The sequence below is a fragment of the Variimorphobacter saccharofermentans genome, from assembly GCF_014174405.1.
GTDB lineage: Bacteria > Bacillota > Clostridia > Lachnospirales > Lachnospiraceae > Mobilitalea > Mobilitalea saccharofermentans.
The window spans coordinates 236,405-253,589 of sequence record NZ_JACEGA010000001.1 but is presented as its reverse complement, the minus strand read 5'-3'; the positions used below and the strand labels follow the sequence as shown (position 1 = coordinate 253,589).

12 protein-coding genes are annotated in these 17,185 nt (G+C 38.6%); 5 read left to right on the top strand and 7 right to left on the bottom strand.

What is annotated here, in order from left to right; all coding sequences use genetic code 11:
* Positions 1-39 precede the first annotated feature (39 nt).
* The 3 genes from H0486_RS01115 (at position 40) to H0486_RS01105 (ending at position 3,320) form a co-directional block, all read left to right on the top strand.
* Positions 40-201, top strand: a complete 162-nt coding sequence (locus H0486_RS01115; protein WP_228351269.1) for a hypothetical protein — start codon at positions 40-42, stop codon at positions 199-201.
* 313 nt (positions 202-514) lie between these two features.
* Positions 515-1,870, top strand: a complete 1,356-nt coding sequence (gene trkA, locus H0486_RS01110; RefSeq protein WP_228351268.1) for a Trk system potassium transporter TrkA — start codon at positions 515-517, stop codon at positions 1,868-1,870.
* A gap of 16 nt (positions 1,871-1,886) precedes the next feature.
* Complete coding sequence (locus tag H0486_RS01105; RefSeq protein WP_228351267.1) at positions 1,887-3,320, top strand: TrkH family potassium uptake protein; 1,434 nt, start codon at positions 1,887-1,889, stop codon at positions 3,318-3,320.
* Positions 3,321-3,390: 70 nt separating this feature from the next.
* Here H0486_RS01105 and H0486_RS01100 read toward each other — a convergent pair whose 3' ends face one another.
* The 4 genes from H0486_RS01100 to H0486_RS01085 all read right to left on the bottom strand — a co-directional run bounded on the left by H0486_RS01100 (position 3,391) and on the right by H0486_RS01085 (position 10,355).
* Complete coding sequence (locus H0486_RS01100; protein ID WP_228351266.1) at positions 3,391-4,077, bottom strand: DUF3298 and DUF4163 domain-containing protein; 687 nt, start codon at positions 4,075-4,077, stop codon at positions 3,391-3,393.
* 307 nt (positions 4,078-4,384) lie between these two features.
* Complete coding sequence (gene putP, locus H0486_RS01095) at positions 4,385-5,944, bottom strand: sodium/proline symporter PutP (protein WP_228351265.1); 1,560 nt, start codon at positions 5,942-5,944, stop codon at positions 4,385-4,387.
* 139 nt (positions 5,945-6,083) lie between these two features.
* A complete protein-coding gene (nrdJ, locus tag H0486_RS01090; protein WP_228351264.1) occupies positions 6,084-8,171 on the bottom strand; it encodes a ribonucleoside-triphosphate reductase, adenosylcobalamin-dependent in 2,088 nt (695 codons plus the stop codon).
* 426 nt (positions 8,172-8,597) lie between these two features.
* Positions 8,598-10,355 carry a vWA domain-containing protein gene (locus H0486_RS01085; RefSeq protein WP_228351263.1) on the bottom strand — a complete coding sequence of 586 codons (1,758 nt, stop codon included), beginning with the start codon at positions 10,353-10,355 and terminating at the stop codon, positions 8,598-8,600.
* Positions 10,356-10,682: 327 nt separating this feature from the next.
* On the opposite strand from H0486_RS01085, the gene H0486_RS01080 reads away from it, so the two are divergent.
* Positions 10,683-11,240, top strand: coding sequence for a hypothetical protein (locus H0486_RS01080; RefSeq protein WP_228351262.1), 558 nt, complete (start codon positions 10,683-10,685; stop codon positions 11,238-11,240).
* 138 nt (positions 11,241-11,378) lie between these two features.
* Here H0486_RS01080 and H0486_RS01075 read toward each other — a convergent pair whose 3' ends face one another.
* Entirely contained in the window at positions 11,379-12,269 is an 891-nt protein-coding gene (locus H0486_RS01075; RefSeq protein ID WP_228351261.1) for a 5'-nucleotidase, read from the bottom strand.
* A 13-nt stretch (positions 12,270-12,282) separates the two neighbouring features.
* On the bottom strand, positions 12,283-13,146 hold the full coding sequence (locus H0486_RS01070; protein WP_228351260.1) for an Ig-like domain-containing protein: 864 nt from the start codon (positions 13,144-13,146) through the stop codon (positions 12,283-12,285).
* Between the two features lie 246 nt (positions 13,147-13,392).
* Between H0486_RS01070 and H0486_RS01065 the strand changes: the two genes are divergently transcribed.
* A complete protein-coding gene (locus H0486_RS01065; RefSeq protein ID WP_228351259.1) occupies positions 13,393-15,516 on the top strand; it encodes a serine hydrolase domain-containing protein in 2,124 nt (707 codons plus the stop codon).
* Between the two features lie 182 nt (positions 15,517-15,698).
* Here H0486_RS01065 and araA read toward each other — a convergent pair whose 3' ends face one another.
* Positions 15,699-17,177: an L-arabinose isomerase gene (araA, locus tag H0486_RS01060; RefSeq protein WP_330594382.1), complete on the bottom strand. Its 1,479-nt coding sequence runs from the start codon at positions 17,175-17,177 to the stop codon at positions 15,699-15,701.
* Positions 17,178-17,185 lie beyond the last annotated feature (8 nt).

The following is a 17,185-nucleotide window of genomic DNA, read 5'->3' as shown; positions in this document are numbered from 1 at the left end:
AGATAATAATACTGGTATTATTTTAGAAAGGAGATTACAATGGCAAAAAACAAAAACAACAATTACAAAAACAGTTCTTCTTATATCAATAAGAGCAATGCAACAAACTCCAGTAAGGAACAGTCCGTAAGTTCGATTAAGGACAGTCACGCACAGGTTCCGGACAAAGGAACCGGTAGAAGCGGCCCTGGTGGTAACTAACCTAAATTAAACTATGCTTCACGAGATGTGAAGCAAATGAACAGATAGAATAAAAGCTCCTCTTAGATACATGGTTAACTATAATGTAGGTTAATCCGTGTGTTTTACAGCTTGATATCAGGTTGTAAGAGGAGCTTTTATTTTTATCTTTTTTATTGCTTTTTGCTTCCATACCACCCAATAATTTAATCTATAATTCATTTTATTGTACTAGCTTTTTTTGTAAAATGTGATATACTGAAATTTACGCTAATATGCACTAGCAGAAATTAAGATTTGTTTATTATATAGAAAAGGAGCGTTATGATCTATCATGAAGATTATTATTGTAGGTTGTGGTAAAGTAGGTACGACGCTTGCTGAGCAACTGGATGGAGAAGGTCATGATATAACATTAATAGATAATAAAGCCACATCCATTCGCAATGTTACTGATACTCTGGATGTAATGGGCATTGTGGGAAATGGAGCCAGCTATCATGTACAGATGACAGCAGGAATAGAGAAAGCAGATCTTCTGATTGCCGTTACGGGATCAGATGAGTTAAATCTTCTATGCTGTTTAATTGCGAGACAAGCCAGCGACTGCCATACGATTGCCCGTGTCAGAAATCCTCAATACAATGATGAAATCAGTTATATTAAGAGTGGTATGGGGCTTTCTATGATTATTAATCCGGAATTAGAGACAGCAACTGATATCTCACGTCTAATTCGACTGCCCTCAGCGATCAAGATAGACACCTTCGCAAAAGGGAAGGTAGAATTGTTAAAGTTGCAAATTCCGCAGGAATCCATATTAAATCAAATGAAGATTATGGATATTCCCAGCAGAATACGTTGTAAGGTCCTGGTATGTGCCGTGGAACGTGGGGACGAGGTATTCATTCCTTCCGGTAATTTTGTCCTAGAATCAGGAGATAAGATATCCTTTATTGCCACTCCGAAGGATGCAGCCTATTTCTTCCACAAGGCAGGCTTCACTAATGGCTTAATTAAGGATGTTATGATTGTCGGGGGTGGAAATATAGCGGTTTACCTTGCGAATAAATTAACCGCAACCGGTGTAACGGTTAAGATCGTAGAGCAAAGCAGAGAAAGGTGTGAGGAGCTCAGTGATATGCTTCCCAATGCACTCATTATTAATGCTAATGCTACCGATCATAATGTATTGATTGAAGAGGGCATCACCGATATGGATGCTTTTGTTTCTTTGACTAATTTGGATGAGGAAAACGTGTTGCTATCCTTATATGCTCAAAAGAAATCGAAAGCGAAGGTGTTTACTAAAATCACACGGCTGACCTATGATGATGTGATACGAGAAATGTCCTTAGGAATAATTATTAACCCTAAGGCAATTACTGCAGATCGTATTATTCAGCATGTTAGAGCGATGCAAAATCCGAAAGGAAGCAACGTTGAGACTCTCTACAAGATTGTCAGCAATAAGGTTGAGGCTCTGGAATTTCATGTAAGAAATAATCCCGACTTAGTCGGTATTCCTTTATCAAATCTCCAAACAAAGAATAATCTATTGGTAGGCTGTATTAGCCGTAAAGATAGAATTATTATTCCAAACGGACAGGATGTCCTTCAAATAGATGATACTGTGATAATCGTTACCACACAGACCGGACTGGATGATTTAAGCGATATCTTGGAGTAAGTTAGGGAGGGTTATTGTGAATAAATCAATTATTTTACATATCGTTGGATGGATTTTATCGGTAGAGGCAGCCTTTATGCTTCTACCACTTATTTGTGCAGTAATATATCAGGAAAAAAGCGGTTTTGCTTTCCTGATTACCATGGGTATTGGGCTTCTGATCGGTCTTCCTCTGGTTATCTATAAGCCAAAAAGCAAATTATTCTTTGCAAAGGAAGGTCTGGTATCGGTTGGTTTGGGATGGATTGCAATGAGCTCTTTGGGTGCATTACCCTTTACCATCAGCGGCGAGATCCCCAATTACGTTGATGCCTTATTCGAAATAATATCCGGTTTTACTACCACAGGATCCAGTATATTAAAGGATATTGAAGCACTTTCCTATTGTATGTTATTCTGGAGAAGCTTTACTCACTGGATTGGCGGTATGGGAATTCTTGTATTTGTACTGGCGATATTACCAATGTCCGGTGGAGAACGTATGCATATTATGCGTGCTGAGAGCCCCGGTCCTTCTATAGAGAAATTAGTACCTAGAATGAGAACGACAGCTAAAATTCTTTATTCTATTTATCTAGGCATGACACTCCTTCAAATCATTCTTTTCCTGATCGGAGGTATGCCTTTATTTGATGCATTAACCATAACCTTTGGTACGGCAGGTACCGGTGGATTAGCTATTAAAAATGATAGTATGCTTTCCTATTCACCCTATTTGCAAACTGTCACCACCGTATTCATGTTTCTATTCGGTGTGAACTTTAATATTTATTATTTGATTTTGTTTCGCAAAATTAAAACTGCACTTCGCAGTGAAGAGCTTCGTGCCTATGTACTTATCGTACTTACAGCCATTATATTGATATCCTTTAACCTAGGAGGATTTAAAGGCTTCTTCTCGTCAATTCATCACGCTGCATTTCAAGTATCCTCCATTATTACAACCACCGGATATGCATCTGTTGATTTTAATACCTGGCCAACCTTTTCCAAATCAATTCTGGTGTTTATTATGTTTATTGGTGCCTGTGCTGGCAGTACCGGTGGAGGATTGAAGGTATCGCGTATTGTTATGCTTTTTAAAGCTCTTATGAAAGAATTATCCTTTTTAATTCACAAGAGAAGTGTTAAAGTTCTTAAGTTTGACGGCAACAAAATCGAACACGAAACCTTGCGTTCCGTAAACGTATTCTTTGCATGTTATATGTTTATATTTGCGATTTCTGTTATCCTTGTATCTTTGGATAATTATGATTTTACCAGTAGCTTTACAGCCGTAGCTGCTACTTTAAATAATATAGGCCCCGGACTGGAGGTCGTAGGGCCACTGGGCAACTTTAGTGACTTTTCATACTTTTCTAAATTTGTTATGATGTTTGATATGCTGGTAGGAAGGCTTGAAATATTTCCTATCTTAATATTATTCTCACCTGCTACCTGGAAAAAATAACTCAATGGACTCTTTCTTTCAAGGATGTGTTCAAAACTAATATTCTTTATTAGGGTTGAAACACGTCCTTTTACTCAGTACATCTGGGAAGCATAGCGCCTCCCGGTCCGTAGGGCAATACAAAGGTAGGAATTCCAGAAGAATAAGGTGCAATGTCATATTGTTGAAAGTATATTACTACTCCTTCCTTTGAAAGATAAAATTGATTTGACTTAAAGTTTTCTCTGACGAGTCTTTGATACTCGTCAAAATACATTTTATTATCACCTTCCATTTCAAGCTCTATTTGATTATTAACCTCTTGTATGATACTACTTTTGTAGTTGGTATTGGGTGGAAATAAGTCTGCAAGATCAATACGCTTGCTTTTTTTCAAATCCCAGGTGTCCGAATAGCGGATAGTTAATCCATGAGCTCCTCCTGCGTATTCATATTGGTCAAAATACAAGCTGAGATAGCAGTTCTGATTATAGGTTATGAAATAGTCTATATAGGCTTCGAACTGTCGTATGGGATAATGGTTGGCCACTGAGTACTCGTACTCCACCATTGCCATCTGGTAAAGATTCATTACATTGGATCTTTCATACATTAATGCTTTTGTCCGATAGAAGGTATTTAACTTATTCATTAATATCTGATAGTCATTTGATATGAACTTCGGATATTTGATGGTGTATTTCATGATGTTATTATTTTTATAATACATATCCTGCTGTAAGACTTTTTCCCTGACTATAATCTGATATCCATCCATCAATCAGACCGCCTCCTTTTCAGATATCTTTTAAGCTATCCACCTCAAATTATAGATGTCTTATCCGATATCTTATAGCACATCATATGCTGGAAATACCCTCGTTATTCTTGTCTTATTATTTAACTTAAAGCATATTTTAAGAGTTGTCATGTTAACCTCATACTAGTTCTGAACAAAAAATAACCCGTGTCACAAACCGACTATCATAATCCCTTCAGCAGCTTCGTTTACTCTGCTATTAAGCACTATGAAATATCGAAATTCGTAACTCGGGTTATTTAATATATTGCTTATATTTATTTAACTAATCCGTGTAAATCTTTGCCTTCTCGAATTCTGACTGTATCTCTTGATCCGGTTCCTTTGTAAGTAGCGACACAATTAATATTACAACACAGGAGAACAGGAAGGCTGGCAGTAATTCATAAATATCGAGAGCACCTCCCATAGGACGAATAACGTACTTCCAGAAGAATACCATCAGACCACCTGAAAGCATTCCGGCAATTGCTCCTTCTCTTGTAGTTCTTTTCCAGAATAATGAAAAGAGCATAATCGGTCCGAATGTAGCACCAAAGCCTGCCCATGCAAAGGATACCACCTTAAATATTACACTGTTTGTATCCAGCGCAATCACAACTCCTATTACAGAGATAGCTAGTAAGACAATTCGTGATAAGGTCATAACCTGCTTATCCGTTGCATCCTTCTTTAAGAGTCCCTGATAAATGTTCTTTGATACTGCTGAAGATGCTATCAACAGATAGGAATCGGAGGAGCTTATCGTAGCTGCCAGAATACCGGCCATTGCAAGCCCCGCTATTACAGTCGGAAGCAAATTAACAGACATGGTTATAAATATATTTTCTGCATTCGTTCCTGTCAAATGACTGGTAGGATATAGAACTTTACCGATCATTCCAATAAATACCGCTGCAAATAATGAAATTGCACACCACACCGTCGCAATTCTTCTGGATTTTTTAATCTCACTATTCTTTCTAATTGCCATAAAGCGTAATAATACCTGTGGAACACCAAAGTATCCTAAGCCCCAGGAGAGGGTTGACAGGATTTTTATGAATCCGTATTCCCCTGCACCGGAGTATAATGGGACTCCACTCTCAGATAATTGCTGTACTCCACTCGCATCCAGGGTTGGAGATGCAATTCCAAAGAAATCTAAAAATCCCGGAATTTCATTCAAATTATCAATTATGGCTCCCACACCACCTGCATTAACAACGCCAACAATAAGTACCAAGGAAAGTGCAAAAATCATTACAATCGCTTGCATAAAGTCAGAAGCACTCTCAGCTAAAAATCCTCCCAGGAAAGTATAGATAATAACAAAAATAGCTCCTGCTATCATCATATATTGATACGGTAATCCAAATATAGAGTTAAATAGTTTACCAACCGTCATAAAACAGCTGGATGCATATACCGTAAAGAAAACAAGAATAAACAATGCTGCTATGGTCATGATAATCTTATTTTTTTCCTTAAAACGGCTGCTGAAGAAATCCGGTATCGTAATGGAATCATTGGCGATAATCGAATAAGAATGTAGTCGCTTCGCAACGATCAGCCAGTTGATATATGTACCTGCAAGTAATCCAATTGCAGTCCATATTGCATCACTGATACCATAGAAGTATGCTACACCAGGCAATCCCATTAATAACCATCCGCTCATATCAGAAGCCTCGGCACTCATCGCTGCAATCCATGGACCTAAGGATCTTCCTCCAAGGAAATAATTCTCTGAGTTTTCGTTCGCTCGTTTAGCAAAAAACAAGCCAATTGCAATTACTAATGCCATATAAAGACACATCGTAATCAGTATCTCAACTGTACCCATAAAAGCCCTCCCTATTATTATAATTATTCATGCATTTTCCTGAATAATTATAACAGACTGTCCTCATTTGGGCAAGTTTTTTCAATATCAATTATTCCCTTTTTCTTACTTAACCTGATGATTAACTACAATAATCGACTTATCGAATTGGGCAGGCACCACTTTCACATTCATTATCAATGATATCATGATCATCTGCGTTATCCAACTGGCGCAATCTATCATAGTCAATTGGCTTTATGGCTTTCATCCGCTTCTCATAATCTTCCTTTGAGGTAATTTCATAAGGCAGAAGAGGATAGGTTTCCTCCAACAGTGGCAGGAAGGTTATCCCTACGATATCATTAAAATTTTCATATACCCAGAGAGCTACTTCATCCCATTCCTTTTCGCGAACATGGACGGTAATGGAAGTATTATGATCCGACCAGTACTTCATGGAAAGTTTGTAAAGCTCCAGCTGTTCTATCGCTCCCACATCATATTTCGTCCTTCCCTCTGGTGCACGGATTGGAAACTCAATTACCTTAATGGAACAATCTTCATCACTCTGTCCATTTTCATTATAAATAGGATAACTTCCCTGTTCGGCTATCAATTGATAAAGAGGATCGGAGGATGATATTCTTACCCTTCTGATGTAATAGTTCGAATGAGCAAAATGAATCCCTGAGCTAACACAGGGCAATGTGGAAAGACTGCCTTCCGGTTTGATAGTCGTCATTAAATTAGGCGCCTTAATACCCAGTTCCTCACTGTAGCGTTGCCCTTCTGAATGAACTGTATCTCTCAACTCTTCCAATAAAGAAGCTAATTCCTTGTAATTCATTCCGGTTTTATTCATCATATCCATCATCCCGGTAAGTGAAACCCCAATAATCCTGTCTTCCTGCATCACTTTGTTCCATTCCGGAAGCTCAACTTCTACCAAGGTCATACGAATGGCTACTCTGGTTGACAGCCTAAGTATGTCTTTTAACTTCTCCTTGTTTAGTTGATTTCCTTCCACAAATGCCACAAGATTATTGGTTGTAAGATTACAACACTGCTTTGACTGTAGTAATATTTCTCCACAAGGATTGCTTCCCTGGAATTTCGGCTTTCTTCGTAAGGCTTCAGCCCCATTAATAAAGCCAGGCTCACCATTCAGTTTAATTGAGTTCAGTATTTCCTTAATTCTCTCTAGGGATGGCCGGTTAGTATAAAGAATCGAATTATTACTCATCCTTCTATGAGAAATCTCTGCATCTTCTATCCACTTGCCATCCACTACGCGGTAAATGGACTTCTTTGCATTGATTACCTCTTCATCCTCTTCATCACAGATTACCATCATGGCACTTCGTCTCACGCCTCCGGATACCACATTCTCACTGATGATGGTAGCAATGTCCAGGACATCCAACGTAGTTAATCTTCCATCCTCCCTACGATGGAATACCCTGTTCATTTTCTCAAACATCCGCTGTATGGATTTGTGTCCTGATGCCCGTCCCCCAAAGCGCTTTAATCGTTCTCCCTCCGGTCTTACATAGCTGTAATCGATAATTAGTTGCGTTATTTCATGATATTCATTACTGGTTGTAAGCGCAAAATAGGTTTCGAGTGCCTCGCACCAGCCTTCCTTGCTATCTCCAACCAGAAGCATCGCTTGAGAAGGTTTCTCAGGAGAAATGATTAACTTTGTATGTTCCATTTCCTCTTTCGAAGTTCTTTTCCGAACCTCCTTATTATACATACTCTCTAATAAAATCTTACGAACCCTCGACAGCCTTGAAACATGGTCACGATCAATACGAATTCCTACGCCACTACCCACCATTAGCAAGTAAAATACATCCACCAAATCCTTAAGCTTCTCAATGTTAGTAAACGCGCAATTATAGTTTGATAACGGATATTCCTTTACTATTTCCGTTCCACCCATGTATAGGGTTCGACCCGAAGTGAAGGTTCGCTGATGAAATAAATTATCATATAGCTTCTGTGCCTCTTCTATTTCGTCTTCATAGGAAATCGGTATCCCCATCTTCTCCTTATATGCTATTCCTAGTTGTAAATTATACTCGGTTGCACGAAGTACTGTCTCGTCCCATGTCTCTCTTCTTTTTTTATCCTCCAGATATCTGGAATAGGTTCGAAGATAAACAAATTCCCCAATCGGGCTTAATGGGTTTTCTTGGTTTTTATAATTATGAATAAAACTTTCACTTAATAATCGTTTCATTTTAACCTCCATTTCCGCTTATCCTTAGCAGTCTATTAAGCTTATTCTTCATATAATAAAGTTTAAGATACTGTAATTATGTACTATATATTGTATGTATATTATATAGAAACACAATATATATGTCAATCTCCAAAACAACGGATCGTTCTGATGATATAAAATTACATATGGCAGTCCTTATATAATTGGATGATGTGTTCAAAATAAAAAGCTGTGAACTTCAATATTGCTCCATACCATAATAGATTTTCCATTGGAGTTATATTGAATTCACAGCTTATTTAATAGTGGTTATATAATGTAGCCGCAGAAATTATGACTTGCCTCAGGCAAATACGGAAGTACACGTTACGGATTTTAATTCCTTAGTTTAGTTATTATTCTGTTACCACGCCAGCCATTATAGACTTATAATCGTTGTTCTTATTCCCACCATGATATCTTATCTAAATTCTGATAGCGGTATACGAGATCAATAAATTCCAAGCGATATCCATCTTCGTCCTCTCCCATACCCTTCTGGGCAAGCTCTAATACGGAAGATATTGAGGACTCTCCCTGATAGATTGAGTTTCTTAGTATCATTCCGAATTCAGCCACCGCTGCTGCAAAGTAGAAATCCTCACTAAGTTTTTTGGAATTCACCGGTGTATTTTCGTAGCTAACCACCTGTTTTATTTCCTTGCTTACATTGCCATCTGGCTCCTTGTAGCGCAGTCTGATTTCGGATATTTCATTATTATACTGTGAAGAGTTCTTGTTTTCTGTCTGATACTTTAAATCTCCATCCTTCCCAATAGCATCCGATGGAACGATCTCGTATATTGCCGTAACCTGATGGCCAGCACCGATTTCACCTGCATCAACGGTATCATCCTTGAAATCCTTATTTTGAAGTGCTCTGTTTTCATATCCAATCAAACGATATTCTGCAACGGAATACGGATTAAACTCCACTTGGATTTTAACGTCCTTTGCAATGGTAAGCAGGGTTCCTGCCATCTCATCTACCAATACCTTTTTTGCCTCTCTGCTACTGTCGATATAAGCATAATTGCCATTTCCTTTATCTGCGAGAAGCTCCATGCGGTTGTCTTTCAGATTACCTGATCCGAAGCCAATTACACTTAAGAATATTCCACTATCTCTTTTCTCTTCGATTAATTTCTCCAACTCTTCCATTGAGGACGGACCAACATTAAAATCGCCATCCGTTGCAAGTATAACGCGGTTGTTTCCATCCGTTATAAAGTTCTTTTCAGCTAATTGATATGCCATATTAATTCCACCTGCACCGGCTGTAGAGCCTCCTGCATTTAAAGAGTTAATTGCATTCAGAATCAACTCCTTTTCATTTCCCCTAACACTATCTAATACAACCCCGGCTTCTCCTGCATAGACAACGATCGAGATTTTATCATTTTCACCAAGGGATCTCACCAACTGCGAGAATGCGTTCTTCAACAGGGGCAGCTTATCCGGTTCATCCATGGAACCTGACACATCGATCAGAAATACCAGGTTACTTTTTGGTAATGCTTCTGTCTCAACGTTTCTTCCCTGTAATCCTATCATTAGAAGATAGTTTTGCTCATTCCAGGGGCATTTTCCTATTTCAGTGTGAATACGAAACGGTTCGTCCTTCTCCGGCTCCTCATATCTGTAATTAAAGTAATTTAGCATCTCTTCAATTCGGATTGCATTGGCGTCCGGAATCATACCATAGTTAATCGTTTTTCTCAAATTGCTGTAGGAGGCAGTATCAACATCAATCGAAAAGGTTGAGAGCGGATTTGTGTTTACATGCTTAAAGCCCACCTCATTTACCTCTGAGTATTCATCTGAGGACATACCATCATAAGCAATATTACCTGCATACTTATATGGCATTTCAGCTTTTTCATCTATGGAAGCAGACCCTACCGACGTCTCACTACCATCCATGATACTCTCCTCAGCTTCAAAGTTCTCATAGTCTGAAATGTTATAGCCATTATCCATATCTGCTGTTGCTTCTGAACTTTTCTCTTCTGTATAACTGGGTGCATATGCTTCTTTTTTATCAGAAACTGCCGTATCTGAAAGCGTTTTCGATGAACCTGTATCCTTTTTTGCGCAACCGGTAAGACAAACTCCTGTAATTAAAATAATAATAATAAAAATAGATAATAATTTCTTCATAACAGCTCCTCCTTATATTGAGGGTCCCTCCTCCCTACAGAGTACTCCTCGATTCAATAGATCTCTCTGGTTATGATATAACCATCACATGGTACAGAGTACCGTTACAAAGAACCGGCCGTTTTCTTTGTTCTTACTCATTAGACTACACTCTCTTGAAATAAGTTCCATTTTATTCAATAATTTTTCCATAATTTATTAATAGTAAAAAAGAAATATATCAGATCGTTATAATGACATTTTCTTATTAATTGCGACATTGCTGTAACGTTTACTAGTCCTATTGCATATATAGATATTGAATAATATGTAAAGGAGTGTCATATTATGATAGAATTTGTTACAACAGCAGCAATACTCTCCCTTTTTTCCATTGGTGGTATTCCTTACCTATTACTAACCTTAGCGTTTTTTATCCTCGGAATTATCATAGGTGTGTTACTATCGTTCTTTAAGTTGTTTAAGTGTGTATCCAGTCTATATCCCTCTGCTAAAAAAGAGAAAAAGCATAAAAATACAAGGACAGATGCTAAACCCAATAATTCAGAAGAAACATTACAACCGAATAAGCTTCCTTCCAATTCCAGTTCACATCATGAGCTTCAATGGAACGGCGAACATTTTGAGCAAGGAAATGGATCTCCCCCTCAGAATAATCCAGTGATACCATTGCAGGAACAAGGTAATCTGATCGAAAATAATAATTTCCAGAAAGGTTCCGATATGCAGACGGATTGTCCGGATACCCTACAGAACAGTACCCCTATTAATAATAATCAACCTAACAATCCAGACCGGCAAGCTACAGAGAATATCACGGAAGAGGCTCAGAAGCAAAATAATATGTATTACAGCCGAAGGAACTGGTATTATTACAGATATTAATACAATGATGCGAGGATTTAAAGAAACCTATATATAAAGCTTAACGCAAAAAATAAGTGTAGATATAAAACTTATTTTCTAAGTTTTTATCTACACTTATACCATGCCATGGACTTCTACGCGATGTAACAGCTCTGGTTATGACTTACTTGACTTATAGGGCACCCTTCCCGATGGAATTTCGGAAGATGCTGGTAGCAGATGGGTATCCTGATCATCAAAGAAGATGTGAGCATTAAATGCCTTTAATATCTCCTTTTTCTCCACTCCGCCAAGGAAAAACGCTTCGTCAATATCCACTCCCCATTGCCTAAGCGTAAGAATTACTCTTTTATGTGCAGGATTATTTCTTGCTGTTATTATTGCGATTCGCAACATGTTCGGATATTCCTTCTTGATCGTAGAAAGCGTACGAAGCAGCCTGGCAAAGGGACCATCCGGCAATGCTTTTTCTGCATTTGCTTTTTCATGCTCCAGAAATGCTTCTAATCCATCTCTTTGATAGATTTCCTCTGATTCCTCTGAAAAGATGACCGCATCGCCGTCAAATGCAATTCTTATCTCCTGATCATCCGGAGTAAAATCCTTTGGTACATTATATATCAGCGCTGCAGCAAATCCAGCATCAATAGCATCCTGAACATCCTGCTCGTTTTTTGACAGAAATAAATCCACATGGAATGCAGCCAGATATTTTTTTATTGGCTCTCCTCCGGTAAAGCCTGCTCTCTCTATCCCCAAATTCAAATGGTCAATCGAATTAAATACCCGCAGTCCCGTCTCCGGACTATTTCTGGAGATGATTATTACTTCTACAATGTTCTTCTGAAACTTTGTATTCAGGTTTAAGAGCGCCTGGATTAAGGAAAAAGCAGTTCCTGGCTTTAATATATCATTCTCATGTTCAATCTCATATCTGGTGTATTCCTCCAGCCCTTTCTCCATAAAGATCTGATTCTCATACTCCAGGTCAAAAAGTGCTCTGGAAGATATACCAATCACTAGCTTGTCATTTAACTGATAGGGCATGTTACCTCCTCAATTATTTCTTATACTGAAGGGATTTTAACGCATAATCTGCAACCGTCTTAAGTTCAGGAGAAAGCTCCTCACCATAATCAACAACATTAATCTGTATAAGATAATTATCTACCATTATGTCATAGATATCTTCTTTTAATGTTCCTTTGGTATCCTGATACGTAAACTCTCCTTCATAGTGAGTCAGATAAGCCGTACCAAAGTTAGTTTCATAATCACTGGAGGCAAAATCTGATATATTTATATCCATTCCTTGCCCTGTAATCTGTGATACAATTAAGTCCTTTGTAATTAATTGTGAAAAAAAATCCTTTACTTCACTGTATTCTGGTGCTTTTTCACCAGTATAAAGTATAGTTACAGATATTCCTGAATGTATTGAATTAATATCCGCTGTCTCAGGGTAAAAAGCAACTACGATGTTTTCTCCCTGCTTGCTCATTTGGTTCTTCCAGTTCTTCGGAAGTACTACTGACATATTTCCGACTGCTACTTCCTGAGCCTCAAAGGGTGCATTTTTTACAAGTGGATTAATTGCCTTTGTTACTGTAACTTTACAGGTATATTTTTTCTTATCAACCGTAGCGGTGATCGTAGCCTTACCAGCTTTTTTCGCCGTTACTTTACCGGATTTATTTACAGTGGCGATCTTTTTATCACTGGTGGACCAGGTTACTTTCTTTTTAGTCCCGCTTACCTTAAGCGTATAGGTTTTTCCAACCTCAAGTGATAAGCTTTTCTTATTCAGCTTGACGGTTGCCGCTTCTGCTACTGCTACAGTGGAGAATGGTAATGAAGTTGGTGATACGATGGCTAACATCAATATCAGTGCTAATCCTGTGTAAAATTTCTTAAAGTGTTTCATAATTTACCTCCCTATTCTGAGAATGAGCTTATATATTCTTTCAATAACACTAATCTGTTCATCCTCTGTGATTATTTGATTATACTCGCAATTATATCTCTTAATACAATGAATTTCCAGTAGAATTAGTTATATTTAACATTATAATTTGATTAAAACGCTTCTAAATAATAATTTATATGCTATAATTTCATTAAATTCCACGCCAGGTAACGCCTGGTAATAAATTAAATGGAGGAATATAAGATGCTGAAAAGATTTATGAAGTCTGGAATTGCATTTGTCATAGCGGTGCTATTAATCATCACACCATATTCTTATGCATTTGCCGACACGCTTACAAATGAGACACAAGTTCAACAAGCTACAACAGAAGCAGCTCCTACTGAAGCAAGTAATATACAAAAACTGGCAGAAAGTAAAGCTACCTATCTTACTTCATTTTATGGAGCAACCAGTGTACAGTACGCCATGATAGAAGATGGTAAAATCACCTTATCCGGACAAGCGGGCGTATACAACAGAGAAGACGGAACCAAACCCACCAAGGATCATATGTACGGTATCGGTTCCATAAGTAAAGTATATACCACAGTTGCAGTTATGCAGCTAGTGGAAGAAGGAAAACTTCAATTGGATACTCCAGTAGTAGAGTATTTGCCGGAATTTACAATGGCAGACTCAAGATATAAGGATATTACCGTAAGAATGTTAATTAACCACTCTTCCGGTCTATTAGGAACCTTTATGACAAATGCAGCATTATTTGCTGATAATGATACCTATAACCATGATCTGTTCCTGGCATCCTTAAAAAATGTTCGCCTGAAAGCGGACCCCGGAGCCTTTTCTGTTTACAGTAATGACGGTTTTACTTTAGCGGAAATCCTGGTAGAGAAGATTTCTGGTATGAGCTTTACTGATTATATCAGAAACAATATTACCACGCCACTGAATCTCACCAGCACTGCCACTCCACAGGATGACTTCGATCGTAAAAAGCTTGCTAAGACGTATCTGACCGGAAGCAAAGAAGCTCTTCCCTATGAAGCCTTTAATATGATTGGCGCTGGCGGAATCTATTCCACTGCGGAAGACATGTGCCAATTTGCAACAATTTTCATGAAAGACCGTACTATTGATCTCCTTAATGACACCTCTGTAATGGCGATGGAAAACAGTGAATATCTTAACGGACTATGGCCCAAGTCGGATAATGCCCTAATATCCTATGGACTTGGCTGGGATAGTGTCAATACATACCCCTTTAATCAATATAAGATTAAGGCACTCGTAAAGGGTGGAGACACAATGCTATATCATGCGACCCTGGTGGTTCTTCCTGAAGAGAATATGGCTATGGCTGTTCTTTCCTCCGGAGGTGCCAGTCCTTACGATCAGGCTTTGGCACAGGAAGTCCTTCTAGCAGCTTTAAAGGAAAAAGGTAGGATTAATGAAATAAAGCCTAATAAAACCTACACTGCACCAACGAAAGCAGAAATGCCTGAGGAGATGATGAACTATTCGGGACTTTATGCAAATTATGTATCCCTGAATAAGTTAAATGTAAGTGCTGATGGCACCCTAACCTTATCCAGTGCCATCTCTCCTGAAGCAGGAAGTGAGAAATTTATTTATGCAGGAGACGGCAAATTCTATTATCAGGATGGATCTGCTTACCTTCAATTTGTCAAAGAAAGCAATGATAATACTTATCTCTACGTCTACGGATATTCCACACTTCCCGGGTTGAGCCAATTCATCGATAGTGGTTATATGGCTCAAAAGGTTGAAATAAAACCTCTTTCCACTGAACAGAAGGCCATATGGAATAAACGATTCGGGATGAAATACTTCATTGCTAACGAAAAATACACCTCACAGATCTATGCAATAGGCTCTCCAGGAATGGAGATTCCATTTGTAAAGGATATGGATGGTTTCTATATGAATGCAGCTATCATCGATAATGCCACTGCCAATGTATTGGTTGAAATTCCGGGTGTATATGGAAGAGATCTTAGAGATTATTCCTTCTTTACCGTCGATGATACAGAATACATGTCCTTTGGATGCTATGTTGCAGTTCCTGAAAGCTCCGTCAAGAGCCTCTCTGCAAAAGCAAGCTTTACCTGTAAGATTAATTCAGAGGGATTTGCTCATTGGTATAAGATAGGTAAGAAATCCGCCGGAAAGACCATTAAAGTAACTCTACCGGAGAAAGCCTCCTTTGCTACCTACGATGAAAATGGTACCTGTATCGATTACTCCATTCTTAGCGGAAAGACTACAGTAACCTTACCCAAAAAGGGATATATTGTATTCATTGGCGAGCCGAAGGCGGTTTTCAAAGTGAAATATGTGAAATAAGAAAATCTAATTGATACAGAATTATTACTATTCGCAATATTGATGGAACGAATTATATTTAAATTATTATAAGAATAGGGCTGTTGCAAATGAAGCTTGCAGGATGAGGTAACTTATCACTCCCCATAGTTCATTTGCAGCAGCCCATTATTTATTATTAATATTTATTACATAGACTTCACTTATTTCAGCTTCCATGCAATATCCTGAAGGAACAGTAATTGCTTTAAGCCTTCTACAGTAGTGTCTTTTGTAATATGAACAAACTCGATATCCATAATCTCAGCAAAATCCTGCATCTGCTCTGCAGTCACAGTGTAACTGAATACGGTATGATGTGCTCCACCCGCTAAGATCCAGCACTCTGCTCCGGTCTTCAGATCAGGGAATGCCTTCCACATAACACGTGCTACTGGAAGATTCGGCATCTCATAGATCGGTTTCACAGCCTCAACGTCCTGAACAATCATACGGAAACGACCACCCATATCAACTAAGGATACTACAATTGCTTTTCCTGGATGACCTTCAAATACCAAACGAGCAGGATCACTCTTACCACCGATTCCAAGAGGATGAACCTCAATTCTCGGCTTATCTGCAGCAAGGGTAGGACATACCTCAAGCATATGTGCTCCAAGAGATAACTCATTGCCCTTTGTTAAATCATAGGTATAGTCTTCCATAAAGGCGGTGCCGCCCTCTAGTCCTTCGGACATCTGTTTCATAATATGGGTTAAAGCGGATACTTTCCAGTCACCTTCACCACCGTATCCATATCCGGCTTCCATTAATCTCTGGCTAGCCAGACCTGGTAGCTGTTCCATTCCATATAAGTCTTCAAAGGTATTCGTATATGCTCCACAACCAGCTTCATCCAGCATTTTCTTAATTGCAATCTCTTCCTTTGCCTGATAACGTACAGCATCGAGATTATCCGTATTCATGATATACTTCTCTTGATATTCCTTTATCAGGGCATCTACCTGTGCATCTGTTACGGCATTGATTTCCTTTACAAGATCACCAACTGCCATTGTATTTACCTGCCAGCCGAACTTCTTCTGAGCCTCAACCTTATCACCTTCCGTTACGGCCACCTGACGCATATTATCGCCAAATCTCATAACCTTCAGGTTCTTACTTACCATAACACCTACTGCGGTTCTCATCCAACTTCCGATCTTCGCCTGAACATCCTCATCCTCCCAATAGCCTGCTACGACCTTACGAGGCATACGAAGTCTAGTTCCAATAAAACCATGCTCTCTGTCACCATGTGCAGACTGATTCAGGTTCATAAAGTCCATATCAATTCCTTCATTGGGAATTTGACGGTTAAACTGTGTATGAAGATGACAATAAGGCTTTTGTAATAATTCAAAACCATTGATCCACATCTTGGATGGGGAGAAGGTATGCATCCAGGTAATAATTCCGGCGCACTTGTCGTCATAGTTTGCTTCCTTCACGATCTGTGTAATCTGATCCGGTGTAGTTACCACAGGTTTGTAGACTACGGAACAGGGAAGTAAACTGGATGCATCAAAGCCTTTTGCAATTATCTGGGAATGCTCCGCTACCTGCTTTAATGTCTCAGGACCATAAAGATGCTGAGAGCCTGTGATAAACCAAAATTCATAACGTTTCATTGTTGACATGGCAATCT